This window comes from Erwinia typographi (genome assembly GCF_000773975.1).
Classification (GTDB): domain Bacteria; phylum Pseudomonadota; class Gammaproteobacteria; order Enterobacterales; family Enterobacteriaceae; genus Erwinia; species Erwinia typographi.
On record NZ_JRUQ01000090.1, the window covers coordinates 1 to 26547 of the forward strand.

At 57.6% G+C, this 26547-nt stretch carries 25 protein-coding genes; 16 read left to right on the forward strand and 9 right to left on the reverse strand.

Going from position 1 to position 26547, the window contains the following annotated elements:
* Positions 1–27 precede the first annotated feature (27 nt).
* Complete coding sequence (locus NG99_RS24825; RefSeq protein WP_034898995.1) at positions 28–795, reverse strand: amidohydrolase; 768 nt, start codon at positions 793–795, stop codon at positions 28–30.
* Positions 783–1943 (reverse strand): pyridoxal phosphate-dependent aminotransferase, encoded by a 1161-nt coding sequence (locus tag NG99_RS24830; RefSeq protein ID WP_034898998.1) that lies wholly within the window; start codon positions 1941–1943, stop codon positions 783–785. The genes NG99_RS24825 and NG99_RS24830 overlap by 13 nt, the downstream gene beginning before the upstream one ends.
* A gap of 150 nt (positions 1944–2093) precedes the next feature.
* On the opposite strand from NG99_RS24830, the gene NG99_RS24835 reads away from it, so the two are divergent.
* Genes NG99_RS24835 through NG99_RS24845 form a run of 3 tightly spaced genes read left to right on the forward strand, consistent with a single transcriptional unit; the run spans position 2094 to position 3933 of the window.
* Positions 2094–2708 carry a methylthioribulose 1-phosphate dehydratase gene (locus NG99_RS24835; protein ID WP_034898999.1) on the forward strand — a complete coding sequence of 205 codons (615 nt, stop codon included), beginning with the start codon at positions 2094–2096 and terminating at the stop codon, positions 2706–2708.
* A complete protein-coding gene (gene mtnC / locus NG99_RS24840; RefSeq protein ID WP_034899002.1) occupies positions 2705–3394 on the forward strand; it encodes an acireductone synthase in 690 nt (229 codons plus the stop codon). The genes NG99_RS24835 and mtnC overlap by 4 nt, the downstream gene beginning before the upstream one ends.
* Complete coding sequence (locus tag NG99_RS24845) at positions 3391–3933, forward strand: 1,2-dihydroxy-3-keto-5-methylthiopentene dioxygenase (RefSeq protein WP_034899005.1); 543 nt, start codon at positions 3391–3393, stop codon at positions 3931–3933. The genes mtnC and NG99_RS24845 overlap by 4 nt, the downstream gene beginning before the upstream one ends.
* A gap of 72 nt (positions 3934–4005) precedes the next feature.
* Here the strand turns inward: NG99_RS24845 and mtnA are convergent, their stop codons facing one another.
* Positions 4006–5031, reverse strand: a complete 1026-nt coding sequence (gene mtnA / locus NG99_RS24850; RefSeq protein ID WP_034899007.1) for an S-methyl-5-thioribose-1-phosphate isomerase — start codon at positions 5029–5031, stop codon at positions 4006–4008.
* A 155-nt stretch (positions 5032–5186) separates the two neighbouring features.
* On the opposite strand from mtnA, the gene mtnK reads away from it, so the two are divergent.
* Positions 5187–6386, forward strand: a complete 1200-nt coding sequence (gene mtnK, locus NG99_RS24855; protein ID WP_034899009.1) for an S-methyl-5-thioribose kinase — start codon at positions 5187–5189, stop codon at positions 6384–6386.
* A 96-nt stretch (positions 6387–6482) separates the two neighbouring features.
* Here mtnK and fadE read toward each other — a convergent pair whose 3' ends face one another.
* On the reverse strand, positions 6483–8951 hold the full coding sequence (gene fadE, locus NG99_RS24860) for an acyl-CoA dehydrogenase FadE (RefSeq protein ID WP_034899012.1): 2469 nt from the start codon (positions 8949–8951) through the stop codon (positions 6483–6485).
* A gap of 215 nt (positions 8952–9166) precedes the next feature.
* Here fadE and lpcA point away from each other — a divergent pair, with 215 nt between their 5' ends.
* Together lpcA and NG99_RS24870 are read left to right on the forward strand one after the other, a co-directional pair.
* Entirely contained in the window at positions 9167–9745 is a 579-nt protein-coding gene (gene lpcA, locus NG99_RS24865; RefSeq protein WP_034899015.1) for a D-sedoheptulose 7-phosphate isomerase, read from the forward strand.
* 43 nt (positions 9746–9788) lie between these two features.
* A complete protein-coding gene (locus NG99_RS24870) occupies positions 9789–10556 on the forward strand; it encodes a class II glutamine amidotransferase (protein WP_034899017.1) in 768 nt (255 codons plus the stop codon).
* Here the strand turns inward: NG99_RS24870 and dpaA are convergent.
* Complete coding sequence (gene dpaA, locus NG99_RS24875) at positions 10527–11267, reverse strand: peptidoglycan meso-diaminopimelic acid protein amidase (RefSeq protein ID WP_034899019.1); 741 nt, start codon at positions 11265–11267, stop codon at positions 10527–10529. The genes NG99_RS24870 and dpaA overlap by 30 nt on opposite strands.
* A gap of 244 nt (positions 11268–11511) precedes the next feature.
* Here dpaA and dinB point away from each other — a divergent pair, with 244 nt between their 5' ends.
* Positions 11512–12567 carry a DNA polymerase IV gene (gene dinB / locus NG99_RS24880; protein ID WP_034899022.1) on the forward strand — a complete coding sequence of 352 codons (1056 nt, stop codon included), beginning with the start codon at positions 11512–11514 and terminating at the stop codon, positions 12565–12567.
* Between the two features lie 128 nt (positions 12568–12695).
* Here the strand turns inward: dinB and pepD are convergent, their stop codons facing one another.
* Positions 12696–14153 carry a beta-Ala-His dipeptidase gene (gene pepD, locus NG99_RS24885; RefSeq protein WP_034899025.1) on the reverse strand — a complete coding sequence of 486 codons (1458 nt, stop codon included), beginning with the start codon at positions 14151–14153 and terminating at the stop codon, positions 12696–12698.
* 261 nt (positions 14154–14414) lie between these two features.
* On the opposite strand from pepD, the gene gpt reads away from it, so the two are divergent.
* From gpt to crl, 3 genes are all read left to right on the forward strand, one after another.
* Positions 14415–14873: a xanthine phosphoribosyltransferase gene (gene gpt / locus NG99_RS24890; protein ID WP_034899028.1), complete on the forward strand. Its 459-nt coding sequence runs from the start codon at positions 14415–14417 to the stop codon at positions 14871–14873.
* A gap of 117 nt (positions 14874–14990) precedes the next feature.
* A complete protein-coding gene (gene frsA, locus NG99_RS24895; protein ID WP_034899031.1) occupies positions 14991–16238 on the forward strand; it encodes an esterase FrsA in 1248 nt (415 codons plus the stop codon).
* A gap of 123 nt (positions 16239–16361) precedes the next feature.
* Positions 16362–16763: a sigma factor-binding protein Crl gene (crl, locus tag NG99_RS24900; RefSeq protein ID WP_034899032.1), complete on the forward strand. Its 402-nt coding sequence runs from the start codon at positions 16362–16364 to the stop codon at positions 16761–16763.
* Positions 16764–16870: 107 nt separating this feature from the next.
* On the opposite strand, the gene ompC is transcribed toward crl, so the two are convergent.
* Positions 16871–17977: a porin OmpC gene (gene ompC, locus NG99_RS24905; RefSeq protein WP_034899034.1), complete on the reverse strand. Its 1107-nt coding sequence runs from the start codon at positions 17975–17977 to the stop codon at positions 16871–16873.
* Positions 17978–18224: 247 nt separating this feature from the next.
* On the opposite strand from ompC, the gene proB reads away from it, so the two are divergent.
* From proB to NG99_RS24925, 4 genes are all read left to right on the forward strand, one after another.
* Positions 18225–19328 (forward strand): glutamate 5-kinase, encoded by a 1104-nt coding sequence (proB, locus tag NG99_RS24910; RefSeq protein WP_034899036.1) that lies wholly within the window; start codon positions 18225–18227, stop codon positions 19326–19328.
* Positions 19329–19338: 10 nt separating this feature from the next.
* Positions 19339–20592: a glutamate-5-semialdehyde dehydrogenase gene (proA, locus tag NG99_RS24915; protein WP_034899038.1), complete on the forward strand. Its 1254-nt coding sequence runs from the start codon at positions 19339–19341 to the stop codon at positions 20590–20592.
* Between the two features lie 107 nt (positions 20593–20699).
* Positions 20700–21329, forward strand: a complete 630-nt coding sequence (locus tag NG99_RS24920) for a LysE family translocator (RefSeq protein ID WP_034899039.1) — start codon at positions 20700–20702, stop codon at positions 21327–21329.
* A 149-nt stretch (positions 21330–21478) separates the two neighbouring features.
* Positions 21479–21904 (forward strand): hypothetical protein, encoded by a 426-nt coding sequence (locus NG99_RS24925; RefSeq protein WP_034899041.1) that lies wholly within the window; start codon positions 21479–21481, stop codon positions 21902–21904.
* 77 nt (positions 21905–21981) lie between these two features.
* Here NG99_RS24925 and NG99_RS24930 read toward each other — a convergent pair whose 3' ends face one another.
* Positions 21982–24459, reverse strand: a complete 2478-nt coding sequence (locus NG99_RS24930) for a membrane-bound PQQ-dependent dehydrogenase, glucose/quinate/shikimate family (RefSeq protein ID WP_072017673.1) — start codon at positions 24457–24459, stop codon at positions 21982–21984.
* A gap of 327 nt (positions 24460–24786) precedes the next feature.
* Positions 24787–25335, reverse strand: coding sequence for a helix-turn-helix domain-containing protein (locus tag NG99_RS24935; protein ID WP_034899043.1), 549 nt, complete (start codon positions 25333–25335; stop codon positions 24787–24789).
* A 104-nt stretch (positions 25336–25439) separates the two neighbouring features.
* On the opposite strand from NG99_RS24935, the gene NG99_RS24940 reads away from it, so the two are divergent.
* Complete coding sequence (locus NG99_RS24940) at positions 25440–26102, forward strand: AzlC family ABC transporter permease (protein WP_034899045.1); 663 nt, start codon at positions 25440–25442, stop codon at positions 26100–26102.
* Positions 26102–26425 carry an AzlD domain-containing protein gene (locus tag NG99_RS24945; protein ID WP_034899047.1) on the forward strand — a complete coding sequence of 108 codons (324 nt, stop codon included), beginning with the start codon at positions 26102–26104 and terminating at the stop codon, positions 26423–26425. The genes NG99_RS24940 and NG99_RS24945 overlap by 1 nt, the downstream gene beginning before the upstream one ends.
* Positions 26426–26547 lie beyond the last annotated feature (122 nt).

Consider the following 26547-nt stretch of genomic DNA (forward strand, 5'->3'; position numbering starts at 1 on the left):
GCAGGTTTTTTTATGGCCAGCAGAAGATTACAAGCTGAACGTATCCGCATCGCGCCATGCCGGGAATCTTTCGCGATAGTCGCGCAGGTTTTCCAGCGACAGTTCGGCGTTGAGGATGGCGGCCTGATGCGCTTCACCTGCGGCGAGGATCTCGCCCTGCGGGCTGACGATCCGGCTGTCGCCGCTGTACTGATGGTTATTGCCATCGCTGCCGACGCGGTTGCAGCCAGCAATGTAGGCCTGGTTTTCAATCGCACGGGCCAGCAGTAGCGCCTGCCAGTGAGCAGCGCGCGGCGCGGGCCAGTTGGCCACGTACAAAGCCAGGTCGTAATCGTTGGCATTGCGCGAAAACACCGGGAAGCGCAGGTCATAGCAAACCTGCGGCAGAATACGCCAGCCGCGCCACACGATAACCTCACGGCGGTCGCCTGCCAGATAGTGATGGTGCTCGTCCGCCATGCGGAACAGGTGGCGCTTATCATAATGGTGAACCTTGCCTTCAGGCTCAACCAGCAGGAAGCGGTTAACCGCTCCTTTCTCCGTCTGAATCGCCGCGCTGCCGCCCACCATCGCCCCGGTAGCCCTGGCTTTCTCACGCAGCCACGCCACGACGCGCGCCTGAGGCAGCGAGCTTTTTGCCGCTTCCATAGCAAAGCCGGTGGTGAACATTTCCGGCAGGATGATCAGATCCCTGCCGTGTAGATCGGCCAGCAGCGTATCGAAGAAAGCCAGGTTCGCCTCGCCGTCCATCCACGCCAGCGGCTGCTGCAATACGCTAAGGTTTAAAGTTGACACAGGCGCTCCGCGGCGGCATCCAGCGTGGCTTCCTGTTTAGCAAAGCACAGGCGGATCAGTTTATGGGGGAAGGCATCGGCACAGAACACCGACAGCGGAATAGCGGCAACGCCCACTTCCTTCGTCAGCCACTGGCAGAACGCCACGTCGTTTAAATCAGAGATGGCGCTGTAGTCAGCCAGCAGGAAATAGGTGCCTTCGCACGGCAGCACTTTCAGGCGGCTGGTGGACAGCGCCTGCACAAAGCGGTCGCGGCGCGCACGATAAAACGCCGGCAGCTCGCGGTAATGCTCCGGCCCGGCCGTCAGCATATCGGCCAGCGCCAGCTGGGCGGGGGTATTAACCGCAAAGGTCAGATACTGATGCACCTTGCGCACTTCCGCGCTCAGTGCGGCCGGGGCCACGCAGTAGCCCACTTTCCAGCCGGTCATGTGAAAGGTTTTGCCAAATGAAGAGACGGCAATCGCCCGTTCGCGCAGCTGAGGATGGGCCAGCACGCTGGCGTGGCCTTCAGCGGCAAAACAGATGTGCTCATACACTTCATCGCTCAGCACGTACACTTCCTGATCTTTGATGGCCTGCCACAGCGCCGCAAAATCACTTTTCTGCCAGACGGTGGCGGAAGGGTTATGCGGCGTATTCAGGATAACCAGTCGGGTGCGCGGCGAAAGCAGCTCAGCAAATTCCTGCCAGTTAACGCGGAAAGAAGGGGGCTGAAGGGCAATGCGCTTCATCACCCCACCCGCCAGCGTCACGGCAGGCGCGTAGCTGTCGTAGCTCGGGTCGAAGCAGATAACTTCATCACCAGCGCGCACCAGCGCGGTAATTGCCGCATACAGCGCTTCGGTAGCGCCAGCGGTCACCGTGATCTCGCTGTTGCTATCAGGTTTATAGCCATACAGCTCGGCCGTTTTGGTCGCGATCGCTTCCCGCAGCGGCAGCACGCCGGTCATTGGCGCATACTGATTTGCGCCCTGGCTGACGTGGTACGCCAGGCGCGCCTTCAGATAATCTGGTCCGTCGAAATCAGGAAACCCCTGCGACAGATTGATGGCGTTATGCTGCTGCGCGAGGGCGCTCATTTGGGTGAAAATAGTGGTGCCCAGAGCAGGGAGTTTGCTCTCAGGGACGAATGGCGTCTGGCTCATGAATGTTAACCCTTGAAGAACGGTTTTTATGATGTGTTAACCCTGTGTTGCTGCCACTATAGCCTCGATGTTACTATTTGGCAATCGAGACGCTTAGACGTCTAAATGCGACTGCAAGGCCGAAAAACAACCGGCTATATAAGGAAAGGTATGAGCACAATCCCGCAGCTGGAGCAACTGGTGGCGGCCTGCCACTGGATCGGCGCCAAAGGCTGGGCGCCCGCCACCGGCGGCAACATGTCCGTGCGCCAGGACCGCGACTACTGCCTGCTGAGTGAATCGGGCAAGGATAAAGGCGCGTTGAGGCCGGAGGACTTCATCCAGGTTGAGATTGCCACTAACCGGGTGCCTTCCGGGCGCAGGCCTTCGGCAGAAACCGGGCTGCACACCTTACTCTATCGCCTGTTTCCTGAGGCCGGTGCGGTACTTCATACCCATACCGTCAACTCAACGGTGCTGTCACGCGTTGAGAAGGGGAGCGCAGTGGTATTGCAGGGTTATGAAATGCAGAAAACATTGTCCGGGCAGACTTCACACCTGGACGCGGTAGCGGTTGCGCTTTTCGACAACGATCAGGATATTACCGCTCTGGCGCTGAGAATTGCTCAGTTTGCTGAACAAACGCCGCTGCGCTACGGTTTTCTGCTGCGCGGCCACGGGCTTACCTGCTGGGGAAAAGATGTCAGCGAGGCGCGCCGTCACCTTGAGGGGCTGGAATTCCTGTTCCAGTGTGAATTACAACGCCGCGTGCTGGAGGCCAGATGATCCGCGCTATTGTCAGCGATATTGAAGGCACCACCAGTGATATTCGCTTTGTTCACGAGGTTCTGTTTCCCTATGCCCGCCAGAACCTGGCCGCTTATATCGCTGGTTTCCAGCATCGTGAGGACGTGGCGAAAGCGCTGAACGATCTGCGTGAGGAAATCGCCCAGCCGCACGCCACGGTGGAAGATCTGATAACCGTACTGTTTGGCTTTATGGATGAAGATCGTAAATCAACCGCGCTGAAGGCCTTACAGGGGATGATCTGGCACGACGGTTACGTTAGCGGCAGCTTCACCGGTCATCTTTACCCGGACGTGCTGCCCGCCTTTGACCGCTGGAAGCAGCAGGGCATTGATCTCTATATTTATTCCTCAGGATCGGTGGCGGCACAGAAATTGTTATTTGGCTACAGCGCTGAGGGTGATATCACTACGTTGTTCAGCGGCTATTTTGACACCCACGTCGGCGCCAAGCGCGAAGAGCAGTCCTACCGCAACATTGCGGATAATATCGGCCTGCCTGCCTACGAGCTGCTGTTTTTATCGGATATTCACCAGGAGCTGGATGCCGCACAGGATGCTGGCTGGAACACCGTGCAGTTACTACGCGGCGATGCGGATGCCCAAAGCCGTCATCGCCAGGTAAACCGTTTTGATCAGATTAACCTGGAGCTGTTTTCCTCATGAGCGCACTGACTATTTTTACCGACAGCGAAGCAACCACGCCCGTATGGCAAAGTACTGACGCAGAAGCGATCCGCCAGAAGCTGAATGCTAAAAACGTTCGCTTTGAACGCTGGGAAGCCGACCGCGATCTGGGCGAGAGTCCGACGCCGGAAACGGTGATTAACGCCTATCAGCACGCCATCGACAGGCTGGTGGCGGAAAAAGGCTATCAGAGCTGGGACGTGATCAGTATGCGTGCCGATAATCCGCAGAAAGAGGCGCTGCGGGGCAAATTCCTCAACGAGCATACGCACGGCGAAGATGAAGTGCGCTTTTTTGTCGAGGGAGCTGGGCTATTCTGCCTGCATCTGGACGGGCATATTTATCAGATTCTGTGTGAGAAAAACGATCTGATTTCCGTTCCGGCGGGGACGCCGCACTGGTTTGATATGGGCTCGTCGCCGCATTTCACCGCCATTCGTATTTTTGATAATCAGGAAGGCTGGATCGCTAATTTTACCGGCGACACCATTGCGGATGCCTATCCGCGCCTGCCTTAATCGCGCGCGGCGGGAAAGCGGGCGGCAACAAACGTCCGCTTTCCCCGTATGCGGCGCGGCGCTGTCTCCCTGCTAACGGCTCTGCTGGAAAATGCCTGCCTCAACCTGTGCGGGCGTGACTACGCCGGTATCCAGCACCCATCCGCTAATCAGCGCCGCTGGCGTGACGTCGAAGGCCGGGTTATACACCTGTGCGTCCTGCGGCGCCCACTGCACGTCGCCAAAGCTGCCCGCTACCCCGGTCACCTCACTGGCGGCACGCTGTTCGATTGGAATGGCGTTGCCGTTCGGGCAGGCGGGATCGAGCGTGGTATGCGGAGCGGCCACGTAAAATGGGATGCCGTGGTACTGGGCCAGCACGGCCAGACTGTAGGTGCCTATTTTATTCGCCACGTCGCCATTGGCGGCAATGCGATCGGCCCCGACCCAAATAGCATCAACCTGCTTCTGCGCCATCAGGCTGGCCGCCATGCTGTCGCAAATCAGGCGATAGGGAACGCCCAGCTCGCCCAGCTCCCAGGCGGTTAAACGACCTCCCTGCAATAAAGGACGGGTTTCATCTACCCAGACGTTCTCTACCCGACCTTCCTGCCAGCCGCGAGAAATCACCCCCAGAGCAGTGCCGACGCCTGCGGTAGCCAGACCTCCGGTGTTGCAATGCGTCAGCAGGCGGCTGCCGGGTTCGATCAGCCTTGCACCTGCGGCGGCAATGTTATCACACAAAGCCTTATCCTCTTCCACCAGGCGCAGCGCTTCAAAAGTCAGCGCGGTGACATAATCGTCCTGAGCCAGCGCCAGCTTCATGCGGTCAAGGTTGTTCATCAGGTTAACGGCGGTGGGGCGTGAGGCGCGCAGCACCTCCAGCGCCTCAGCCAGCGCTGGTTTCGCCATGCCGTTTTCAGCCAGCAGCGCCAGGAGCAGGCTGGCAGAGAGGCCAATCAGCGGCGCACCGCGCACCCGTAACGTTTTGATATGACCAACCAGCTCCGCCACGTCAGGCGTCGGGCACCAGATCTTTTGCTGCGGCAGCGCCTGCTGGTCGAGGACCCAAAGCTGATTATCACGAACTTGTAAGCTGGTTGTGCTCAGTGTCTGCATGAAGGTTAAATCCTGGTTGCGTAATAAGGGCATATTGTGCCAACATGCGTAACGGATGTATAGACGTCTGAACGGCTTTGCGTAACTAATTCAAGCGCGGGCGCATCGCGCCTGAGGCGATGAGCAGACCGGAACGTTTTTATGAGGGTGAGTTAATGTCGCAATACCGTACATTCACTGCAGCGGATGCCGTGGACTATGCCCGCCAGTTTGGCGGTGTTGAAAACCCAGAAAGCCTGGTCGAATCGCAGGAAATTGGCGACGGCAATCTGAACCTGGTGTTTAAAATCTTTGACCGTGACGGCATCAGCCGGGTGATCGTCAAGCAGGCGTTGCCCTACGTGCGCTGCGTCGGCGAGTCCTGGCCGCTGACCCTCGACCGTGCCCGCATTGAGGCCGAAGTGCTGCAAATTCACGGCGAATATTGTCCTCAGCACACGGTGAAAATCCTGCATTACGATCCGCAGTTGGCGGTAATGGTGATGGAGGATCTCTCCAGCCATGCGATCTGGCGTGGGGAGCAGGTTAACGGGGTTGATTACCCGCAGGCGGCCGGGCAACTGGGGGAATACCTGGCCCAGACGCTGTTCCACACTTCTGACTTTTATCAGCATCCACACCAGAAGAAAGCCGACGTCATCCGCTTTACCAACCCGGAGCTGTGTGACATTACGGAAGAACTGTTCTTCAATGAACCTTATGAAGTGCATGAGCGCAACGGCTACCCGCGCGCGCTTGAGCCTTTAGTCGCCTCGCTGCGCGATGACGATGAGCTGCGTCAGAAGGTTGCGGGGTTGAAGCACCGCTTCCTGTCCCACGCTGAAGCGCTGCTGCACGGTGATGTGCACAGCGGGTCGATTTTCGTAGCCGAGGGCAGCCTGAAGGTCATCGATGCCGAATTTGGCTATTACGGCCCGATTGGTTTCGACGTTGGCAGCGCGCTGGGCAATATGCTGATCAACTACTGCGCGTTACCCGGCCTGCTGGCCCCGCGTGAAGCGGCGGACGCCCGGGAAAAACGCCTGCGTGACGTCAGCACCACCTGGCAGAGCTTTGCGGAAGGCTTCCTGGCGCTGGCGGCGGAGAAGACTCAGGACCGGGCGCTGGCCAGGCCTGGCTATGCGGCGGAATTCTTGCAGAAAATCTGGCGGGATAGCCTGGGCTTCTGCGGTACTGAGGTGATTCGCCGTACGGTGGGGATGTCGCAGGTTGCCGATATCAAAAACATTCGCGATGAGGCGATGAAGAATGAGTGCGTGCGCCAGGCCATAACCCTGGGACGCACCCTGATTCTGGCGGCTGACCGTATCGAAGATGCCGATGCGCTGATCGCCCGCGTGCGTCAGAACGGCTGAGCCTGACCAGCAAAAACCCCGTCAGCATTCTGCTCACGGGGTTTGGGTCACTCAGGCAGGTCGGAAATCCAGCCGACCTGCATTTTTAACGTCTCGCTATGCCGCCTCGGTTTTACGCTGCCCGGCCTCAGCCTTGCCGACCGGCTGCGGCTCCTGCTTTACCGGCGGGACGGCCAGCGCCTCGGGCTCAAACTCATCAACATTAATAGAACGCAGGCGGCTGGCCTCAGCGCGGATCAGCACGGCGGCTTCCTCTTCACTAATCCATTTCTCCTGCAGTCCCTGCTGCGCCAGCGCATCCAGTCGCGTGAACGACAGGTGTTTTTTCAGCTGTTTGCACAGGCGATCGTGAATCACTTCGGCGGCCATCACATCCGCCAGCGCCTCTTCCAACTGACCGGCAGGATTGTGTTCGGTCGGTTTCAGATACATGCCGCGTCCAAGGCGAGTTCGCGTCGCGGAAGGAATTTGCAGGATTTTCGCCAGCTGATGATCCAAACGATCCGACGGTGCGTGGCAATGGCGACCCAGCGGGAACACCACCACCCGCAGCATTCCCGCCACCAGACGATTCGGGAAGTTGCGCAGCAGCTGATCGATCGCCGCCTCTGCCTGATGCAGCGCGTCCTGAACGCCCCAGTGCAACAGCGGCAGGTCGGCTTCATTGCGACCTTCATCCTCGTAGCGTTTCAACGCTGCCGAGGCCAGATACAGCTGACTCAGCACGTCGCCCAGGCGAGCAGAGATACGCTCGCGGCGCTTCAGGCTGCCGCCGAGCACCGACATCGACACGTCGGACAGCAGCGCCATATTGGCACTCAGGCGGTTCAACTGCTGATAGTAACGACGCGTGGCGTCCCTGGTCGGCGAGCGGCTGGTCCGTCCGCCGGTCAGCCCCAGCCACAGGCTGCGCATCTTGTTGCTGCCGACGTGACCGACGTGGCTGAACAGCGCCCTGTCAAACGCGCTGACATCATTATTCTGCGCTGCGGCCATCTCTGCCAACACATAAGGATGGCAGCGAATCGCACCCTGACCGAAGATGATCATACTGCGGGTGAGAATGTTGGCGCCCTCAACGGTGATGGCAATTGGCGCGCCCTGGTAGGCACGCGCCAGGAAGTTATTTTTACCGAGCATGATGCCTTTGCCGCCCGCGATGTCCATCGCGTCAACGATCGCGCGCTGGCCGCGGTGAGTACAGTGATATTTCACGATAGCGGAAAGCACGGCGGGCTTCTCGCCGAGCATAATACCGGAGGTGATCAGCGTAGCGGCGGCATCCATCACGTAAGCATTTCCGGCGATGCGAGCCAGCGGCTCCTCAATGCCTTCCATTTTGCCGATAGGCAGACGGAACTGGCGGCGGATGTGGGCATAAGCGCCAATCCCCAGCGCGATGCTTTTCAGGCTGCCGGTCGAGTTGGAGGGCAGGGTAATGCCGCGGCCGACGGACAGGCATTCAACCAGCATCCGCCAGCCCTGACCGGCCATTTTTGGCCCGCCGATGATGAAGTCGATCGGGACAAAGATGTCTTTACCGCGCGTCGGACCGTTCTGGAAAGGGACGTTCAGCGGGAAGTGGCGGGTGCCGATTTCCACGCCAGCCGTATCGGTTGGGATCAGCGCACAGGTGATGCCCAGTTCTTCCGTCTCGCCCAGCAGATGCTCAGGGTCCGAAAGCTTAAACGCCAGCCCCAGCACGGTAGCGATCGGGGCCAGAGTAATATAACGTTTGTTCCAGGTTAACCGCATCCCTAGCACCTGCTGACCCTGCCAGGTGCCCATGCAGACCACGCCGGTATCCGGGATTGCGCCAGCGTCAGAACCCGCTTCCGGGCTGGTCAGCGCAAAGCAGGGAATCTCCTGACCGCGAGCCAGGCGGGGCAGATAGCGATCCTTCTGCTCCTCGGTGCCGTAATGCTGTAGCAGTTCCCCCGGGCCAAGCGAGTTTGGCACGCCAACGGTTATCGCCAGGATACCGGAAACGCCAGCCAGCTTTTGCAGTACGCGAGCCTGCGCGTAAGCCGAAAACGCCAGCCCGCCGTACTCTTTCTTAATAATCATCGCAAAGAAGCGGTGCTCTTTCAGATAAGCCCACAGTTCGGGCGGCAGATCCGCCATTTCATGGGTGATCTGGAAATCGTTCGCCAGCCGGCAGGCTTCTTCCACCGGGCCATCCAGGAACGCCTGTTCCTCTTCCGTCAGCCTCGGCTGCGGATAATTATGCAGCTTTTCCCAGTCCGGCGTGCCGCGAAAGAGATCGCCTTCCCACCAGGTCGTCCCGGCGTCGATAGCCTCTTTCTCGGTGCGCGACATGGGCGGCATCACCTTCTGGAAGGTGCGCAGCATCGGCTTCGAGAACAGGGCGCGACGCATCGGCAGCAGGTTGAAAGGCAGCAGGATAATGGCCAGCGGGATCAGCAGCCACGGCGTCCAGAGATGCGCGAAAGCCCACGCGGCCGTCCAGGCGAGAAGGATCGCACTGCTCAGCAGCAGGTTTACGCGATGATAAAAAAGCGCGCCGATCAGGATGATCGTGGCCACAATACTGAGAACCATCATAACTGTCGCTCCGTAAGTAGTAAGAGGTCTGACCTGTTGGGTTAAGGTTTAATGGAGAAGCTCGGTCTTAGCAATCTGTTTACATAATAATTACAACCTGGCTCACAAACCGGGCGCACCAAAAGTCAAAGCGTCGGCTTCGGCAGCAGGGCGCTTTTCGCCCCCCTCCCAACTTGATAAACTGAAGGCAGACCTCACCTCTAAAGGACTCCCCTATGTATCAGGACATCATTCGTGCCGAGCTAAACGAAGCCGCGGAAACGCTCAATAAATTCCTCAGCAATGAAGCCAATATCCACGCTATCCAGCGCGCCGCCGTGCTGCTGGCCGACTCGTTCAAAGCCGGCGGCAAGGTGCTTTCCTGCGGCAACGGCGGTTCTCACTGCGATGCGATGCACTTCGCGGAAGAGTTGACCGGGCGCTACCGCGAGAATCGTCCGGGCTATCCGGCGATTGCCATCTCCGACGTCAGTCATCTTTCCTGCGTCAGCAACGATTTTGGCTATGACTTCGTCTTCTCGCGCTTCCTTGAGGCGGTTGGCAAAGCCGGTGACGTGCTGTTCGGCATCTCCACCTCCGGTAATTCCGCCAACGTTATTAAGGCGGTTGAAACGGCTCGCGCCCAGGGTATGAAGGTCATTACCCTGACCGGCAAAGATGGCGGAAAAATGGACGGTCTGGCCGATGTGGAAATTCGCGTGCCGCACTTTGGCTATGCCGACCGCATTCAGGAGATCCACATTAAAGTGATTCACATCCTGATCCTGCTGATTGAAAAAGAGATGGCTGAGTGATCTTTCTGGCCAGCTGCGGCTGGCCGCTATATGAGGGTTAGCTATGTGCGAATTGCTCGGGATGAGCGCGAATGTTCCAACGGATATCTGCTTTAGCTTTACCGGGCTGGTGCAGCGTGGGGGAGGAACGGGCCCGCACAAAGACGGCTGGGGCATCACCTTCTATGAAGGAAAAGGCTGCCGCACGTTTAAGGATCCTCATCCCAGCTTTAACTCGCCGGTGGCGAGGCTGGTGCAGGATTACCCGATCAAGTCCCGTTCAGTGGTGGCGCATATCCGCCAGGCTAACCGGGGAGAAGTGTCGCTGGAAAATACCCATCCGTTTACCCGTGAGCTGTGGGGACGCAACTGGACTTACGCGCACAACGGTCAGTTGAAGGGCTATCGCGGGCTGGATACCGGGCCGTTCAGGCCGATAGGGGAAACGGACAGCGAACAGGCGTTTTGCTGGCTGCTGCACAAGCTCACCACGCGCTATCCGCGCACGCCGGGGAACTGGCCTGCGGTGTTCCGCTATATTGCTGAACTGGCGGCGGAGCTGCGCAAGAAGGGCGTGTTTAATATGCTGCTGTCGGACGGGCGCTATCTGATGGCGTTCTGTTCTACCAATCTGTTCTGGATCACCCGGCGGGCGCCGTTCGGCAAAGCGACGCTGCTGGATCAGGACGTTGAGATTGATTTTCAGAAGCAGACCACGCCAGACGACGTGGTCACGGTGATCGCCACTCAGCCCCTGACGGGCAATGAAACCTGGCACAAGATTGAGCCAGGCGACTGGGCGTTATTTTGCCTCGGTGAGCGCGAGCGCTGAGCCTGAGGCTGGCGTGCTGAGCAGGGAATCCGGCTTGTTCAGCACGTAGTGACCCTCGTTTACGCTAACGGACGGCGGCAAGTGGGTCTGCACAAACTGCGCATAGCCAGGCTGCAACTGTTTCCAGAAGCTGTAATACACCGAGTTACGCTGACGCTGCAAATTGCTGTCGGTCATACGGAACGGGTAAATGCTCACTTCCACTCGTGGCTGGCCGTTGCGCAGCGCCGCTTCCACATAGTGATAAATATCCTCGATATACGCATCGGTCATCGCGTAGCAGCCAATTGACACGCAGCTGCCGTGGATCATCAGGTATTTCCCCTCATAACCCTGCTGGCGATCGTATTCGTTGGGGAATCCGACGTTAATAGCGCGATAGAAACGGCTGTCCGGCTTCAGCTGAGAAAGGCCGACGCTGTAAAATCCTTCCGGGCTTTTAAAATCGCCCTGGCGTCGCTTAGGCCCCAGGCCGCCGGAAAAATTACAAATGCGGTAGCTGTCCAGCAGGCGGAAGTCGTTACCAATTTTGCCATACAGCTCAAGCGTGCGTTCTTGTTTAAAGATCTGAATATACACGGGAGTGCCAAGTAACTGCTTCTTTAACTCTTTGCTTACCGGAGCGAGCGGAAGTACCGGAGCGGTCGGTACGCTGGCTAAGACGACGGCTGGCAGGAAAAACATCGCAAACAGCAGTGCGATTTTGCCCATTCTGGTTCCCTTGAAAAAAGAGGGGTGGATACTACGCCCTGGGGGGCGATGTGGCTGGTAAAATCGGAAAAATCCGCATACGCCGGGTCACATTAGCATTGTCTATTTTTTTATCAAGTCGGCAGCGAATAAAATCATAAAGAAAAATCACCGCAGGCCGTTGCCGCTGCGCTTCTCATCACGGCGGTCAGCTTGAAACGGTGTAAATTAACTGTATACTTATCCAGTGCATCTGGAGGGGGATATGCGTAAGATCATTCACGTTGATATGGACTGCTTTTTTGCCGCGGTGGAAATGCGCGACGATCCCAGCCTGCGTGATATCCCGATTGCCATAGGCGGCAGCCATCTGAAGCGCGGGGTGATCAGCACGGCTAACTACCCCGCCCGCAAGTTTGGCGTGCACAGCGCCATGTCCACCGCGATGGCGCTGAAGCTCTGTCCGCATCTGAAGGTGATCCCCGGCCGCTTTGACGCTTATAAAGAAGCCAGCCAGCACATCCGCGAGATTTTTTCGCGCTACACCTCTTTGATTGAGCCGCTCTCGCTCGACGAAGCCTATCTTGACGTGACCAACAGCCCGCATTGCCAGGGCTCAGCCACGCTGATGGCGCGCGAAATTCGCCAGACTATCGCCCGCGAGCTGAACCTGACGGCTTCCGCCGGGATAGCCCCGATAAAATTCGTCGCCAAAATCGCTTCTGATTTAAACAAGCCTGACGGACAGTTTGTGATCGCCCCGGACGACCTGTCGCAGTTTCTGCTGGGGCTGCCGCTGGCGAAGATCCCTGGCGTAGGCAAGGTGACGGCAAAAAAGCTGGAAGAGATGGGGCTGCTCACCTGTGCGGACGTGCAGAAAACCGACCTGGCCGCGCTGTTAAAGCGCTTCGGCAAGTTTGGCCGGATTATTTGGGAGCGTAGCAACGGCATTGACGAGCGGGAAGTGGTGACCGAACGGCTGCGAAAGTCGCTGGGCGTGGAGCGCACGCTATCAGAGGATATTCACAGCTGGGAAGCCTGTCTGGCGATTATCGACACGCTTTTTGAGGAGCTGGAGCGCCGCCTGGTCCAAATCAAACCTGACCGGATGATTGCCCGCCAGGGGGTGAAGCTGAAGTTTGATGATTTTCAGCAGACCACCCAGGAGCACGTCTGGCCGGTGCTGAACAGAGAAGATTTTATTGCGGTTGCCCGGCAAAGCTGGGAGGAGCGGCGCGCCGGGCGGGGTGTGCGGCTGGTGGGGCTGCACGTAACGCTGCTGGACCCGCAGATGGAGCGGCAGCTGCTACTGGGGCTGTAGCTTCCTCAGCCAGTATAAGTCAGTACCCCGGCGTAAGCGCCGGGGAGACGTTTGTTAACGGCGTCCTGCCATACAGCCTGTTCGGCAAGGGCAGGCTGAAGGGCAATCCCGCCGCTCCCGCCAGATCGCTATTTAGCCGGGATCGCCTTAAGCAGCGCGGTCAGCAGCTTCCAGTACAGGCCAACGCTTTCAATCTGCACCTGCTCGTCCGGCGAGTGTGGACCGGTAATGGTTGGGCCGATGGACACCATATCCATCTCCGGGTACGGCTTCTTAAACAGACCGCACTCCAGCCCCGCGTGGATCACCTGAATGTTCGGCGTTTTGCCAAACAATGCCTTATAGGTTTCGCCCACTACCGCCATGATCGGCGAGGAGGCATCCGGCTGCCAGCCAGGGTAGCTGCCTTTGGCCACGGCTTTTGCGCCGGCCAGCTCGCTCAGCGCGGTCAGCATTTCAACCAGGTAATCTTTACCGCTGTCGATCAGCGAACGAACCAGGCAGTTGATCTTTGCTTCGTCCTGAGTCATCGCCACCACGCCAACGTTCAGCGAGGTTTCCACCACGCCTTTCATCACGTCGGAATTGCGGATCACGCCGTTTGGCACGCTGTTCAGCAGGGCAATGAAGGTATCACGGCTTTGCGCGGTCAGGGCCTGCTCGCTCGCGGCGACGTTCTCCAGCACAACGTTGATATTTTTCTCTTTCAGGCTCAGCTCGTTGCGCAGCGTCTCCAGGTAGCTCAGCGCCAGGCTTTTCAGCTCGTCAACGTTACCTGCCGGAACCGCCAGGGTGGCAATCGCCTCTCGCGGGATGGCGTTGCGCAGGGTGCCGCCGGTGAAATCGACCAGGCGCAGATCCAGGTTTTTCGCGTGGGCAAACAGAAAGCGAGCGAGCAGCTTGTTGGCGTTGCCCAGGCCGACGTGGATCTCGGCGCCCGAATGGCCGCCCTTCAGGCCTTTGAGCGTCAGTTGCACCGGCTGATAGCCAGCCGGGATCGATTCGCGGCTGAGCGGCAGCGTGGAGGTGAAATCAATCCCGCCCGCGCAGCCCATGTAAATCTCACCTTCCTCTTCCGAGTCGGTGTTGATCAGGATGTCAGCCTGTAGCCAGTTTGGCTGAAGACCAAAGGCACCGACCATACCCGTCTCTTCGGTCATGGTCAGCAGCACTTCCAGCGGGCCGTGCTCAACGCTCTTGTCGGTCAGTACCGCCAGCGCCGAGGCCAGACCAATCCCGTTATCCGCACCCAGCGTGGTGCCGCGCGCCTTCACCCATTCGCCATCAATCCAGGGCTGAATCGGGTCTTTGGTAAAGTCATGAACGGTATCGTTATTTTTCTGCGGCACCATATCCAGATGCGCCTGTAGCGCGACAGGCTTCAGGTTTTCCCTGCCCGGCGTGGCGGGTTTGCGGATCAGGATGTTACCCACGGCATCGCGATCGGTCGCAAAGCCCTGCTCTTTCGCCCAGGACAGAATGTATTCCGCCAGCGCCTCTTCATGATAAGAGGGGTGGGGAATAGAGCAGATTTTGGCAAAAATATCCCACAGAGGCTGAGGGGAAAGCTGAGATAATTCAGACACGATAAATCTCCTGTGCCATCGCCAGCGGCCAGCCGGGCCGCAAATGGCGAGCATAATGAGCGAGTGGGTGACTCCCGTCAGACGCGCTGACGCGATGGGCAAAGAATATCACCGTTTCTGCCGGGATGCTTACTTCGCAAAAGGAAAAAAGGCCTGCTGGTGCCGATCGGGACTGGTTTTTAGCCGCTCAGATCTCTATAATTCCGCGCAACCTCTCCCATTGTACATTTTTAAGCCAACACCATTGGTCGGGACTCCTTTATGAGCGAAAAATACGTCGTCACCTGGGACATGCTGCAAATTCATGCCCGCAAACTGGCTCAGCGCCTTCTTCCCGTCGAGCAGTGGAAAGGTATCATTGCGGTCAGCCGCGGTGGCCTGGTTCCTGCTTCTCTGTTGGCTCGTGAGCTGTGCATTCGCTACGTCGATACCGTCTGCATCTCCAGCTATGATCACGACAACCAGCGTGAAATGAAGGTGCTGAAGCGCGCAGAGGGTGATGGCGAAGGCTTTATCGTGATTGACGATCTGGTCGACACCGGCGGCACGGCTCAGGCCATCCGCGATATGTATCCGAAGGCGCATTTTGTTACCATCTTCGCTAAGCCGGCCGGCCGGCCGCTGGTGGATGATTATGTGGTAGATATTCCGCAGAATACCTGGATTGAGCAGCCGTGGGACATGGGCGTGGTTTACCTGCCGCCGATTGTTAAAGGCTGATTGATATTGGTCAAAGCAACGCCCGGTTCTGCCGGGCGTTGCTGTTTTTACGGTTAGCGCGGCGGCAGCGGCTGGGATAGACTCACCCCATGCCCCGAGCTGGAGAAACGTCACGCCATGTCACCCAAAAATCTGAGCGAAGAGCTGTTCAAACCTCGCTTCAAGCACCCTGAAACGTCATCGCTGGTCCGTCGTCTTCATCACCATAAGCCGCTGCCCATCCACTCCGCGCTGGAAGGCGACAGCCACGCGGGCTGGTACCGGATGATTAACCGTCTGCTCTGGACATGGCGCGGACTGCCGCCGCAGGAGATCAGCGAAGTGCTGGCGCGCATCGCCTGTAGCCGCGTTGAGCATACCGATGAGCAACTGCTGGATACGGTGGTTGGCTACCGCGGCGGCAACTGGATCTATGAGTGGTCAAAGCAGGGCGCGCTCTGGCAGCAGAAGGCGGCGGAAGCGGCAACGGATGAAGAAGCGGGGCAATGCTGGCTACATGCCGCTAACCTCTACGGCGTGGCGGGCTACCCGCATCTGAAAGGGGATGAGCTGGCCGAGCAGGCCCAGCTGCTGGCAAACCGCGCCTATGAACAGGCCACGCCGCGCCTCTCGGGCGAGCTTAAAGAGCTGGAGTTCGCCATTCCCGGCGGCAATCCGATCGTCGGCTTCCTGCACATGCCGCCGGGCGTAAGCGCGCCGTACCCGACGGTGCTGATGTGCGGCAGCCTCGACTCGCTTCAGACCGACCACTATCGCCTGTTTCATGATTACCTGGCCCCGCGCGGCATTGCCATGCTGACGATTGATATGCCTTCCGTCGGCTTCTCCGCAAAGTGGAAGCTGACTCAGGACGCGAGCTTTTTACATCAGCAGGTGCTGCGTCAGCTGGAGCATGTTGCCTGGGTGGACCATACGCGCGTGGGGGCCTTTGGCTACCGCTTTGGCGCGAACGTCGCGGTCAGGCTGGCCTATCTTGAAGCGCCGCGCCTGCGGGCGGTTGCCTGCCTGGGGCCGGTGGTTCACAGCCTGCTTTGCGATCCTGTGATGCAGGACCGCGTGCCGGAGATGTATATGGACGTGCTCGCCAGCCGGTTAGGCATGGCAACGGCATCCGATACGGCGCTTCGCGTGGAGCTCAACCGCTATTCGCTGAAGCTCCAGGGCCTGCTGGGCCGCCGCTGCCCAACGCCGATGCTCTCCGGCTACTGGCCAAACGATCTTTTCAGCCCGGAAGAGGAGTCAAAGCTTGTCGTCAACTCCTCCGCTGACGGCAAGCTGATGCCGATCGCACACTCTCCCGCCATGCTCAACTTTGACAAAGCATTACGTGATATTGTCGAATGGTTAGCGAAACGGTTAGCGTAATAAGTTGCAGTAGTTCAAACCTTTGCTATACCCATTAGGCTTCGGAATGCGGTTTGCTCGCAGAGCGGCCGTGGTAAAAGCCGAAGAGGGGACATTACCAGGCTCAAGAAAGGAGGTTTTACTATGTCATTACCCAGTGGGCATCCTAAGAGCCGCTTAATGAAGCGCTTTGGATCGCTCGGTCCTTATATCCGCGAAGCGAAATGTGAAGGGGACCGTTTTTTCTTTGACTGCCTGGCCGTTTGCGTCAACGTTAAACCGGCGCCAGAACTGCGTGAATTCTGGGGCTGGTGGATGGTGCTGGAGGCGCAAAGCGACCATTTCACCTATGAGTACCACTTTGGTCTGTTCGATAAAGAAGGCAACTGGAAGCCGTCCACCGTCAAGGGAAAAGAAAATAACGAGCGGCTTGAAGAAACGCTGCGCAACTTCCACACGCGGCTGAAAGCGCTGCTGGAAGAGATGGAGCTGGGGCTGAAGCCAGCCGCAGATTTTGCCGATGCGCCGGTCAAACTGACCGCCTGAGGCTGAACCGGCAGCATGAAAAAAGGCTGGCAGCTGCCAGCCTTTGTTTCAGACACATCACGATGAGGGTAAAGCTTCCGTATCAGTGGCGGGATACGGGGTACAGATTAGAACTGGTAAGTCAGACCAACAGCGACTACGTCGTCGGTGTTCAGACCCAGCTTGTTGTCGTCGTCCAACTGGTTGATTTTATAATCAACGTAGGTGTTCATGTTCTTGTTAAAGTAGTAGGTGGCGCCCACGTCGATGTATTTAACCAGGTCAACGTCGCCCAACCCTTCAATATCTTTGCCTTTAGTCTGTACATAGCCCAGCGAAGGACGCAGACCGAAATCAAACTGATACTGCGCTACCAGCTCAATGTTCTGGGCTTTATTGGCGGCGCCAGCCACGCTGGTTGAAACGCCGTTAATCATCGCGGTGCCGCTGATTGGCGTCATGTTGCGCGTTTCGGTATAGATAGCCGCCAGGTAAACGCTGTTCGCGTCATATTTCAGACCCGTGCCCCAGGAATCAGCTTTGTCGCCAGTGCCGTAACCCTGCGCCTGCTGAGCGTCGGTGCGGTCAGAGCTGGTGTAGGCGCCGCTCATGCTCACGCCGCTGTCGCCCAGTGCATAGACAGCAGACAGACCGTAACCGTCGCCGTTGCCTTTAGAAGCGCTGGTGCGGCCGGTGCCGTCGTCATTTTTACCCTGGTACTGCACCGCAAACTTCAGGCCATCCACCAGCCCGAAAAAGTTGCTGTTACGGTAAGTGGCTACGCCAGTCGTACGCTGAGTCATGAAGTTATCGCTACGCGCCGTACCGTCACCGCCGAACTCAGGGAACATATCGGTCCAGGCTTCGACGTCGTACAGCACGCCGTAGTTACGGCCGTAGTCGATTGAGCCGTAGTCGCCGAATTTCAGACCGGCAAAGCCCAGACGGGTTTTGTTACCGATGTTGGAATCGCTTTCTGAGTTATTGGTGTTGAACTGATATTCCCACTGACCGTAACCGGTCATCAGGTCGTTGATCTGCGTCTGGCCTTTAAAGCCCATACGCATGTAAGACTTGTCGCCATTGCTGCCGTCACTGTCGCTAAAATAGTGCAGGCCTTTGATTTTACCGTACAAATCCAACTTGTTGCCGTCTTTGTTGTAAACTTCTGCGGCCTGAACAGCGGTGGACAGTACCAGTGCGGCGGTTAAAATGGCCAGTGCGCTTTTCTTCATTTTGCTATCAACCCCGAATGAGTAAGTTTTATTTTTAGGCCTTAAGACTTATCCTAAGGCAGGAAAGTTTTACCTCGAGAATATTAAAATTTTATTACATTCAGACGCACTTATTGTTATTTGCAGATATCTGGTCTACCCGCCTGCCAGGGGATTTTTGGCCTTTTACCGCGGCGGCTGTTGGCTTCCAGCAGCACAACTGTTAAAAAGTCAGTTCGACCTATTTTTTTCGTAACGGCAGGAAATAATGAGCAGCAGCCAGACCCTGGTAGTGAAACTGGGGACCAGCGTATTAACCGGCGGATCGCGTCGGCTGAACCGGGCACACATTGTCGAACTGGTGCGCCAGTGCGCGCAGCAGCATGCGGCAGGCCACCGGATTGTGATCGTCACCTCTGGCGCGATGGCCGCCGGACGTGAACATCTTGGCTACCCGGAACTGCCGCCGACCATCGCCTCAAAGCAGCTGCTGGCTGCGGTGGGGCAGAGCCGGTTAATTCAGCTGTGGGAGCAACTGTTCTCGATTTACGGTATCCATATTGGCCAGATGCTGCTGACGCGTGCGGATTTGGAAGATCGCGAACGTTTCCTCAACGCGCGAGATACGCTGCGCGCGCTGCTGGATAACCACATCGTGCCGGTGATTAATGAGAACGATGCGGTGGCGACGGCGGAAATCAAAGTGGGCGACAACGACAATCTGTCGGCGCTGGCTGCGATCCTCGCCGGTGCCGATAAACTGCTGCTGTTGACCGACCAGCAGGGGCTGTTTACCGCCGACCCGCGCAGCAATCCTCAGGCCGAGCTCATCAACGATGTGCACAGCATTGACGATGCGCTTCGTTCGCTGGCGGGCGACAGCGTTTCCGGGCTGGGAACCGGCGGCATGGCGACAAAATTGCAGGCTGCTGACGTTGCCTGCCGCGCCGGAATCGATACGATTATCGCCGCTGGCAGCCGCCCTGGCGTGATTAGCGATGTCATCGCCAGCCAGCCGGTCGGCACCCGCTTTCACGCGCTGCAAACGCCGCTGGAGAACCGCAAGCGCTGGATCTTCGGCGCGCCGCCAGCGGGCGAAATCACCGTTGATGACGGTGCGCTTTCCGCGATTCTGCAACGCGGCAGTTCGCTGTTGCCGAAGGGCATTCGCGATATCCGCGGCAATTTCTCCCGCGGCGAAGTGATCCGCATCCGCAGCCTTGAGGGGCGTGACGTGGCGCATGGCGTATGCCGCTACAACAGTGACGCGATGCGCATGATTGCCGGGCACCACTCCCAGCAAATAGGCGAGATCCTCGGTTATGAATATGGTCCGGTAGCGGTTCACCGTGACGATATGATCGTCAGTTAAGGAGCAGGAGATGCTTGAAGAAATGGGCAAGGCGGCAAAAGCCGCGTCTTACCAACTGTCGGTGCTCTCTACCGTGCAGAAAAATCAGGTTTTAATGACCATTGCCGATCGGCTGGAAGCCCAGAGCGCGGAGATCCTGGCGGCCAACGAGCTGGACCTGGCCGATGCGCGCGACAACGGAATGAGCGCCGCGCTGACGGATCGCCTGATGCTAAACCCGGCCAGGCTGAAAGGTATTGCTGATGATGTGCGCCAGGTTTGCCGTCTGGCCGATCCGGTTGGGGTGGTGATCGATGGCGGCCTGCTGGATAACGGCCTGCGTATAGAGCGCCGTCGCGTGCCTTTAGGCGTGGTCGGTGTGATTTATGAAGCTCGCCCTAATGTGACGGTCGACGTTGCCAGCCTGTGCCTGAAAACCGGCAATGCGGTGATCCTGCGCGGCGGCAAAGAAACCTACCGCACCAACGGCGCAACCGTGCGGGTGATTCAGGACGCGTTAAAGCAGCATGGCTTACCGGCTGGCGCGGTTCAGGCGATTGAAAGCCCGGATCGTGAGCTGGTGAACCAGCTGCTGAAGCTGGATCGCTACGTTGATATGCTGATCCCCCGCGGCGGCGCTGGCCTGCACAAGCTGTGCCGCGAGCAGTCGACTATCCCGGTGATAACCGGCGGGATTGGCGTGTGCCACATTTTTGTCGATCGCGATATCGAGCTGGAAGCGGCGATGAAGGTCATCATCAACGCCAAGAAACAGCGCCCGAGCGCCTGCAATTCGGTGGAAACGCTGCTGGTACACTCTGCCATTGCGCAGACTTTCCTGCCTGCGCTGAGCCGCAGCATGGCGGAAGAGGGCATTACGCTGCATGCGGACGCCCGCTCGCTGCCGCTGCTGCAAAACGGCCCGGCGCAGGTCAGCGCCGTAACCGAACAGCAGTATCGGGATGAGTGGCTGGCGCTGGATCTGAACGTGAAGCTGGTAGACAGCCTGGATGCAGGCATTGCGCATATCCGCGAATACGGTACTCAGCATTCCGACGCGATCCTGACCCGCACTATGCACCATGCCGATCGCTTTGTGAATGAAGTCGATTCGTCGGCAGTTTATGTCAATGCCAGCACCCGCTTTACCGATGGCGGACAGTTCGGCCTGGGTGCGGAAGTCGCGGTCAGCACCCAGAAGCTGCACGCGCGCGGCCCGATGGGGCTGGAAGCGCTGACCACTTATAAGTGGGTCGCGTTTGGTAATGACACGGTGCGGAGTTAGCTGGTCACTGAATGTTACAGCAAGGCTGAGCCACAGGGAGGTGGTTCAGGCTTTAACCACGGAGAAGTTGTTGAACCCTCACCGTTTCTGGTTACAGGATATCCCCGATGGTCACGCTCTCGCAGATTTTACCCTTTGCAGCAATCGCTCTGGGCCTCGTCCTGACGCCTGGTCCAAATATGATCTACCTGATTTCCCGCTCGCTGTGCCAGGGGCGTAAAGCTGGCTATATCTCGCTGACCGGCGTGGCGCTGGGCTTTATGTTCTACATGCTGTGCGCCGCCCTGGGAATTACCGCGCTTATTATGGCCATACCGCTGGCTTACGATGCGCTGCGCATCGCCGGGGCCTGCTATTTACTGTATATGGCCTGGCAGGCGGTGTTCGGCGGCAAATCTCCTTTTCACCTTCGCGATTTACCCCCCGACAGCGCGCGTAAACTTTTTACGATGGGGCTGCTTACCAACCTGCTAAATCCCAAAACCGCCGTTATTTACCTGTCGCTGCTGCCGCAGTTTATTAAACCCGAGCAGGGCCATGTGCTGGCACAGTCGCTAACGCTGGGAATGACCCAAATTATTACCAGTTTAGTGGTGAACGGCCTGATTATTTTCGCTGCCGGGACCATTGCTCATTTCCTGGCTGAGCGGCCAACGTGGCAGAAAATACAGCGCTGGCTGATGGGAACGGTGCTGGCCGGTCTGGCGCTGAGGCTGGTTCTGGATGGAAGGAAGTAACCAGCCTGAGGGGGTATTTTCTGCGGGCCTCCGCCCGTTCCGGCTGGCCCCCAGTTAAATACTGTTGGATAAATTGAGATCTTATGTTACATAAATTACGGAAAATTTTTTATTTAAACACTTTCCTTAACGTATGAAAGGGAAAACTCATGATAAGAGCTCGATCAACGCTGTTTCTGCTGGCCGGCGTTTTGCTGTTGAGCGGCTGCTCAACGGGTGGTGAAGACAAGTACAGCACCAGCTACGTGCAATCACACATTACTGAGGGTGTCACCACGCAGGCGCAGGTCCAGAGCCTGTATGGCGTACCGGATGATAATGAAAAGTCCTCACATGGCACGACCTGGGTTTATCGTAAAAGTGGCAACATGAGCGATGCTTCCAACCTGGTAGGTTATATTCCCGGCGCAGGCGCAATATCCAGCGCGTTCGGTATGGCGAACTCGGCTTCTTCCGCCTCTGACAGCGTCAACAAAGTGGCGAATAAACGCAGCGGCAATACCGAGATCCACGGCGATCGCCTTTATATCACCTTTAATAATCAAAATATCGTTGATTACTGGAGCCTGAATTAGAGCTGATATTTCACTTACTATGAAAAAACCCGCCTTCAGGCGGGTTTTTTCGTTGGCTTTAGTGCTGGTGAAGCGGGTTATTTCGCTTCGGGTAGGGCATAGGCCAGGATGTAATCTCCGGGCGGCGTTTCCATAAAGTGGTGACCGGTTGCGGTGATCACCAGATACTCGCGCCCGTTCTGGGTATAAACCAGCGGATTAGCCTGTCCGCCCGCCGGTAGCGGCGTACTCCAGACGGTTTTACCGGTTTTGATATCAATAGCCCGAATCAGATCGTCCGTCGCGGCCGCGATAAAGATCAGCCCGCCAGAGGTAACCACTGACCCGCCGTTGTTAGGCGTACCAATATTGATCGGTAACCCGGTCGGAATGCCAAACGGACCGTTGCGGCGTGCGGTCCCTAAAGGACGATCCCACACTGTCCGGCCATCGCGGACGTCAATCGCCCGGATGCCGCCATAAGGTGGCTCTTTACACAGCATACCGGTGTACTTCAGACGCCAGCCCGCATTGACGTTTACCGCATAGGGCACGCCAATCTGCGGATCGCCAGCCCCTTCCGCATGTCCTGCATCATGCGGGTTATAAGGGATTTCATCACGCGGCTTCCAGCCGAGCGCATCGGCAACCGCTCGCGGTACCAGGATGTTGTAGTTCGGCATATCGTTATAGTTGGCGATGATCAGACCTCTGTCCGGATCGAAGGCCACGCTGCCCCAGTCCGAACCGCCGTTATAGCCAGGATACTCAATGTAGTGCCGATCGGCTATTGGCGGCGTGTACTGACCTTGATAGCTCGCCTGCTGGAACTGAATACGACAAACCAGCTGATCGATTGGCGTCAGGCCCCACATATCCTGCGGCGTCAGGTCAGGCTTGCTGAGATGGTGGAATGCCGAATAGGGCTGAGTCGGGGAGCGGTCGTTCGGTTCCAGGCCGCCGCCAGGTACGGGCTTCTCTTCCACACCGAACAGGGATTTGCCGGTGCGGCGATCGAGCACGTAAATTTCCCCCTGCTTGGTCGGTACGATAATCGCGGGCGTTTTACCGCCGTTCTTATCGGGATAGTCGATCAGCGTGGGTTGCGATCCCTGGTCGTAATCCCAGACGTCTTTATGCGCAGTCTGGAAAGCCCAGGCCGGCAGCCCGGTTTCGATATTCAGCGCGGTCAGCGTCACGGCATATTTGTTTTCCGCTGCTGTTCGGGTGCTGCTCCAGTAGTCGCCGGAGGAGTTGCCGAAAGGCAGATAAACCAGCCCCAGCTTGTCGTCGCCGGTAAAGGAGGTCCACACGTCCGGCGACCCTTTTTTCCAGGCGTCAGGGCCTTGCTTCGGCGCGCTGCTCTCTGGCGAGGCCGCATCCCACGCCCACTTCAGCTGACCGGTGCGCACATCATAGGCTTTGATTACCCCCGGAGGGCCGAAAGCGCGCTGTCCGTCAATAACCTGATGCCCCACTACCAGCGTATCCCGGATCACTACCGGCGCGGAGTTGATGGCAACATAGCCTTGATAAACCTCGCCCATATTTTCGGTAATATCGACCGTGCCGTCTTTACCAAAGTCTTTGCAGATTTCGCCGGTTTTGGCATTCAGCTCGATCACGCGGCCGTCCAGCGTCCCCAGAATGATGCGCTGTTCGCAGCCGGCATTATCGCCAGTGGTGTTGGCTACGGCGGCGGGAGCCTGCGCCGTGTCGCCAAGGGATACATGGCTGTTGGTTTGGGCATCAAACCACGTCAGGCCGCGGCAGGCGGCAGTGTAAGGAATCGACTGGTCGCTGACCTTGGGATCGAAGTGCCATTTTTCTTTCCCGGTTGCGGCATCAATCGCAAATACCTGATTGCGCGGCGTGCAGCTGTAGAGCGTGTCGCCGATTTTAATCGGCGTATTTTCACCGCCCCAGCGCGCTTTGGGTAAATCGCCGGTGCGGAATTGCCAGGCAAGCTTCAGATTGCTGACGTTTTCCGGCGTGATCTGATTAGCCTGAGCAAAACGTTGGGAGGCCAGCGATCCGCCGTAGGTATACCAGTCGCCGGTGTCGGGGGTGGAGGCTTTTCCCGTGCCGGTATCGGTCGCAAAGACTCCCTTGCTCGCTTCGGGAACATTATTCGCAGGGGTAACATTCAGCGCGGTAAATGGCAGCGCTACGGCCACCAGGAAAGCCAGAATGAACACGCCGCCCAGCGAACGGGAAACGCCTCGGCTAATTCCCGGTTTGAAGGTGGGAAGCTGGAAGGCAAATAGAATACCCAGAATCAGCATAATGTCGAAGCGGGGCACCCAGCGCCAGTAATCAAGCCCGGACTCCTGAATAGTCCAGATCAAGGTGCCGATAAATACCAGGCCAAACCAGTAAACCGTGCTGGTACGTTTTAATAAGATCAGTACTGCGGAAATAATACAGCCGACCCCTGCCAGAAGGTAATACCAATTCCCTCCCAGCGCGGCCAGCCAGCCGCCTCCGATTGCCATAGCGATGCCAAACAGCAGCAGGGCGATAGCAAAGAGGATATTCCAGACGGAGAGTCTGCCAATCTTCTTTACGTTATCCAAAATAATTTTCCTTTAGCCATAAAAGTCAATGCCCTGATTAAATGAGCAATAATAATCGTAGCATCCGATAATTTTTACGTTGTGGAATCAGAGCAGAAAATAAATGTTTTTTTAGCATTTATGGCTGTTGTTAACAGCAATAAACTTGTGGTTATGTAATTGGCCGCGCTGCCAGACATCTAATTACCAGTGGTGATGAGGGTATGTTTTATTTGACTCTCTCTATTCTGAGCAGAGTATTCGACTCATTACAGCAGAATTAATGCGGAAATAGCGCCTGCTACTCAGCAGAGACTGGCCGGCGAAGGCTGGCAATCCGATGCCCGCTTATCCCTGTTCGGCCACCAGAATCGCCAGCGTATCTGGCTCCAGCGCTCTGAATATGTGTTCGCGGTCGCCGGGATAGCAAATGTAATCACCCGCTTCTAAGGTTTCCGGTGAGTCTTTTAATCCGAGCAGGGCGCGGCCCTGGGTGACGATGACATGTTCAACCGCTCCCGGCGTGTGCGGCCGCGAGAGCCGTTCGGAGCCGGGTTGAGCCATCAGCAGATAGATGTCGCGCCGCGCGCCTGGCGGGCAGCTCGCCAGCAGGATGGCCTGATAGTCTGCCTGTTCAGCAACCACCTTATTGCCTTCGCCGCGCCTGATTACCTGCGTGGCATTTTCGGCAGGTTCCATCAGCCTGGCAAAAGGAATATTCAGCGCCACGCAAAGTGCCCAAAGCGTTTCAATACTGGGATTGCCGTTGCCGGATTCGAGCTGAGAAAGCGTGGATTTTGCGACGCCAGCGCGCCTGGCGACTTCCGCAAGGGAGAGGCCTGCACGGGTTCTTTCGCGAACCAGGCTGTCGGCGATGATGCCAATCGGCTGCGTCATGGCTTACCTCAATTGTTCATTATAACGAACGTAACGTTCGGCTTGATTTAGTGGGTGGCGGCGTTCATTATAATGGACGATCCGTTCGATAAGGTACAGATTTTATGTTCAGCCCCGGTTTTTCCTGCCTGCCCGCCGCGACGAAAAAGGCGATTTATCTGGTCTGCCTGGCCGTTGGGGTGGTGGGCGCCTCGTATGGCTCGCTGGCTACCGCGTACGGCTTTCCGCTATGGGTGCCGCTGTTCTCAACGCTGTTCGTGCTGGCTGGCGCGTCGGAATTTATGTTTGTGGCGATTATCGCCAGCGGGGGAAATCCTCTGGCGGCGGCGCTGGCTGGGCTGCTGGTCAACGCCCGGCATTTCCCGTTTGGCATCGCGGTGCGCGATCTGGTTGGCCCACGGCTGAAGGGGCTGTTGGGCTGTCACATTATGAACGATGAGAGCGTGGTATTTGGCCTGTCGCAGTCCACCGTGGAGCAGCGCAGGGCGGCTTACTGGCTATGCGGGCTGGGTGTTGCCATCGTCTGGCCGATCGGCGCGATGCTTGGCAGCGTCGTCGGCAAACTGCTGCCCAATATTGAGGCGATCGGCCTTGATGCGGTTTTCCCGGCGATTCTGCTGGCGCTGGTAATCCCTTCTTTCACCTCCCGGACGACGCTGGTCCGTGCCGCCAGCGGCGCGGTCCTGTCGCTGATCGCCACGCCTTTCGTTGCGGTTGGGCTTCCGGTATTGCTCTCAATGGCTGGCCTGCTGACGAGGAAAAAATAATGGCTTCAAACGTGATGATTATCGCCGGCATCGCCGTGCTGTCGGTGGGCACCTGGTTAATGCGGTTTGCCGGGGTAAAATTGGGGAACCGCATGGCGCTGTCTGAGCGCTCGCGCAGGCTGCTGTCGGATGCCGCTACCACGCTGCTGTTTGCGGTTGCCCTTAGTAATACCTTTTATGAAGGCGTGCATTTTGCCGGTATCGCCCGCGTGGCTGGCGTTGCGGTGGCGGTGGTGCTTGCCTGGCGGAAAATGCCGCTGATTGTAGTGATCCTTGCGGCGGCTCTGGTGACGGCCTTATTGCGCTATGCCGGTATTCGGTAACCAGAGGGTTACCAGAACCATGACGACATGGTGAAACAATAAGCTATTGTTATGGTTAGTAAAAAAATCTCAATCGGCTTGAACCAGGTCATAGTATTGGCTGCGCGTTTTGGTTAAGTATC

Excerpts from the sequence above, each read along its gene's own strand:
- NG99_RS24945 (WP_034899047.1), top strand. The coding sequence starts at position 26,102 with ATGGCTTCAAACGTGATGATTATCGCCGGCATCGCCGTGCTGTCGGTG.
- NG99_RS24870 (WP_034899017.1), top strand. The coding sequence starts at position 9,789 with ATGTGCGAATTGCTCGGGATGAGCGCGAATGTTCCAACGGATATCTGC.
- gpt (WP_034899028.1), top strand. The coding sequence starts at position 14,415 with ATGAGCGAAAAATACGTCGTCACCTGGGACATGCTGCAAATTCATGCC.
- lpcA (WP_034899015.1), top strand. The coding sequence starts at position 9,167 with ATGTATCAGGACATCATTCGTGCCGAGCTAAACGAAGCCGCGGAAACG.
- fadE (WP_034899012.1), bottom strand. The coding sequence starts at position 8,951 with ATGATGGTTCTCAGTATTGTGGCCACGATCATCCTGATCGGCGCGCTT.
- proA (WP_034899038.1), top strand. The coding sequence starts at position 19,339 with ATGCTTGAAGAAATGGGCAAGGCGGCAAAAGCCGCGTCTTACCAACTG.
- crl (WP_034899032.1), top strand. The coding sequence starts at position 16,362 with ATGTCATTACCCAGTGGGCATCCTAAGAGCCGCTTAATGAAGCGCTTT.
- NG99_RS24925 (WP_034899041.1), top strand. The coding sequence starts at position 21,479 with ATGATAAGAGCTCGATCAACGCTGTTTCTGCTGGCCGGCGTTTTGCTG.
- mtnC (WP_034899002.1), top strand. The coding sequence starts at position 2,705 with ATGATCCGCGCTATTGTCAGCGATATTGAAGGCACCACCAGTGATATT.
- NG99_RS24835 (WP_034898999.1), top strand. The coding sequence starts at position 2,094 with ATGAGCACAATCCCGCAGCTGGAGCAACTGGTGGCGGCCTGCCACTGG.
- NG99_RS24830 (WP_034898998.1), bottom strand. The coding sequence starts at position 1,943 with ATGAGCCAGACGCCATTCGTCCCTGAGAGCAAACTCCCTGCTCTGGGC.
- ompC (WP_034899034.1), bottom strand. The coding sequence starts at position 17,977 with ATGAAGAAAAGCGCACTGGCCATTTTAACCGCCGCACTGGTACTGTCC.
- NG99_RS24940 (WP_034899045.1), top strand. The coding sequence starts at position 25,440 with ATGTTCAGCCCCGGTTTTTCCTGCCTGCCCGCCGCGACGAAAAAGGCG.
- NG99_RS24935 (WP_034899043.1), bottom strand. The coding sequence starts at position 25,335 with ATGACGCAGCCGATTGGCATCATCGCCGACAGCCTGGTTCGCGAAAGA.
- mtnK (WP_034899009.1), top strand. The coding sequence starts at position 5,187 with ATGTCGCAATACCGTACATTCACTGCAGCGGATGCCGTGGACTATGCC.
- mtnA (WP_034899007.1), bottom strand. The coding sequence starts at position 5,031 with ATGCAGACACTGAGCACAACCAGCTTACAAGTTCGTGATAATCAGCTT.
- NG99_RS24845 (WP_034899005.1), top strand. The coding sequence starts at position 3,391 with ATGAGCGCACTGACTATTTTTACCGACAGCGAAGCAACCACGCCCGTA.
- dinB (WP_034899022.1), top strand. The coding sequence starts at position 11,512 with ATGCGTAAGATCATTCACGTTGATATGGACTGCTTTTTTGCCGCGGTG.
- dpaA (WP_034899019.1), bottom strand. The coding sequence starts at position 11,267 with ATGGGCAAAATCGCACTGCTGTTTGCGATGTTTTTCCTGCCAGCCGTC.
- proB (WP_034899036.1), top strand. The coding sequence starts at position 18,225 with ATGAGCAGCAGCCAGACCCTGGTAGTGAAACTGGGGACCAGCGTATTA.
- frsA (WP_034899031.1), top strand. The coding sequence starts at position 14,991 with ATGTCACCCAAAAATCTGAGCGAAGAGCTGTTCAAACCTCGCTTCAAG.
- NG99_RS24920 (WP_034899039.1), top strand. The coding sequence starts at position 20,700 with ATGGTCACGCTCTCGCAGATTTTACCCTTTGCAGCAATCGCTCTGGGC.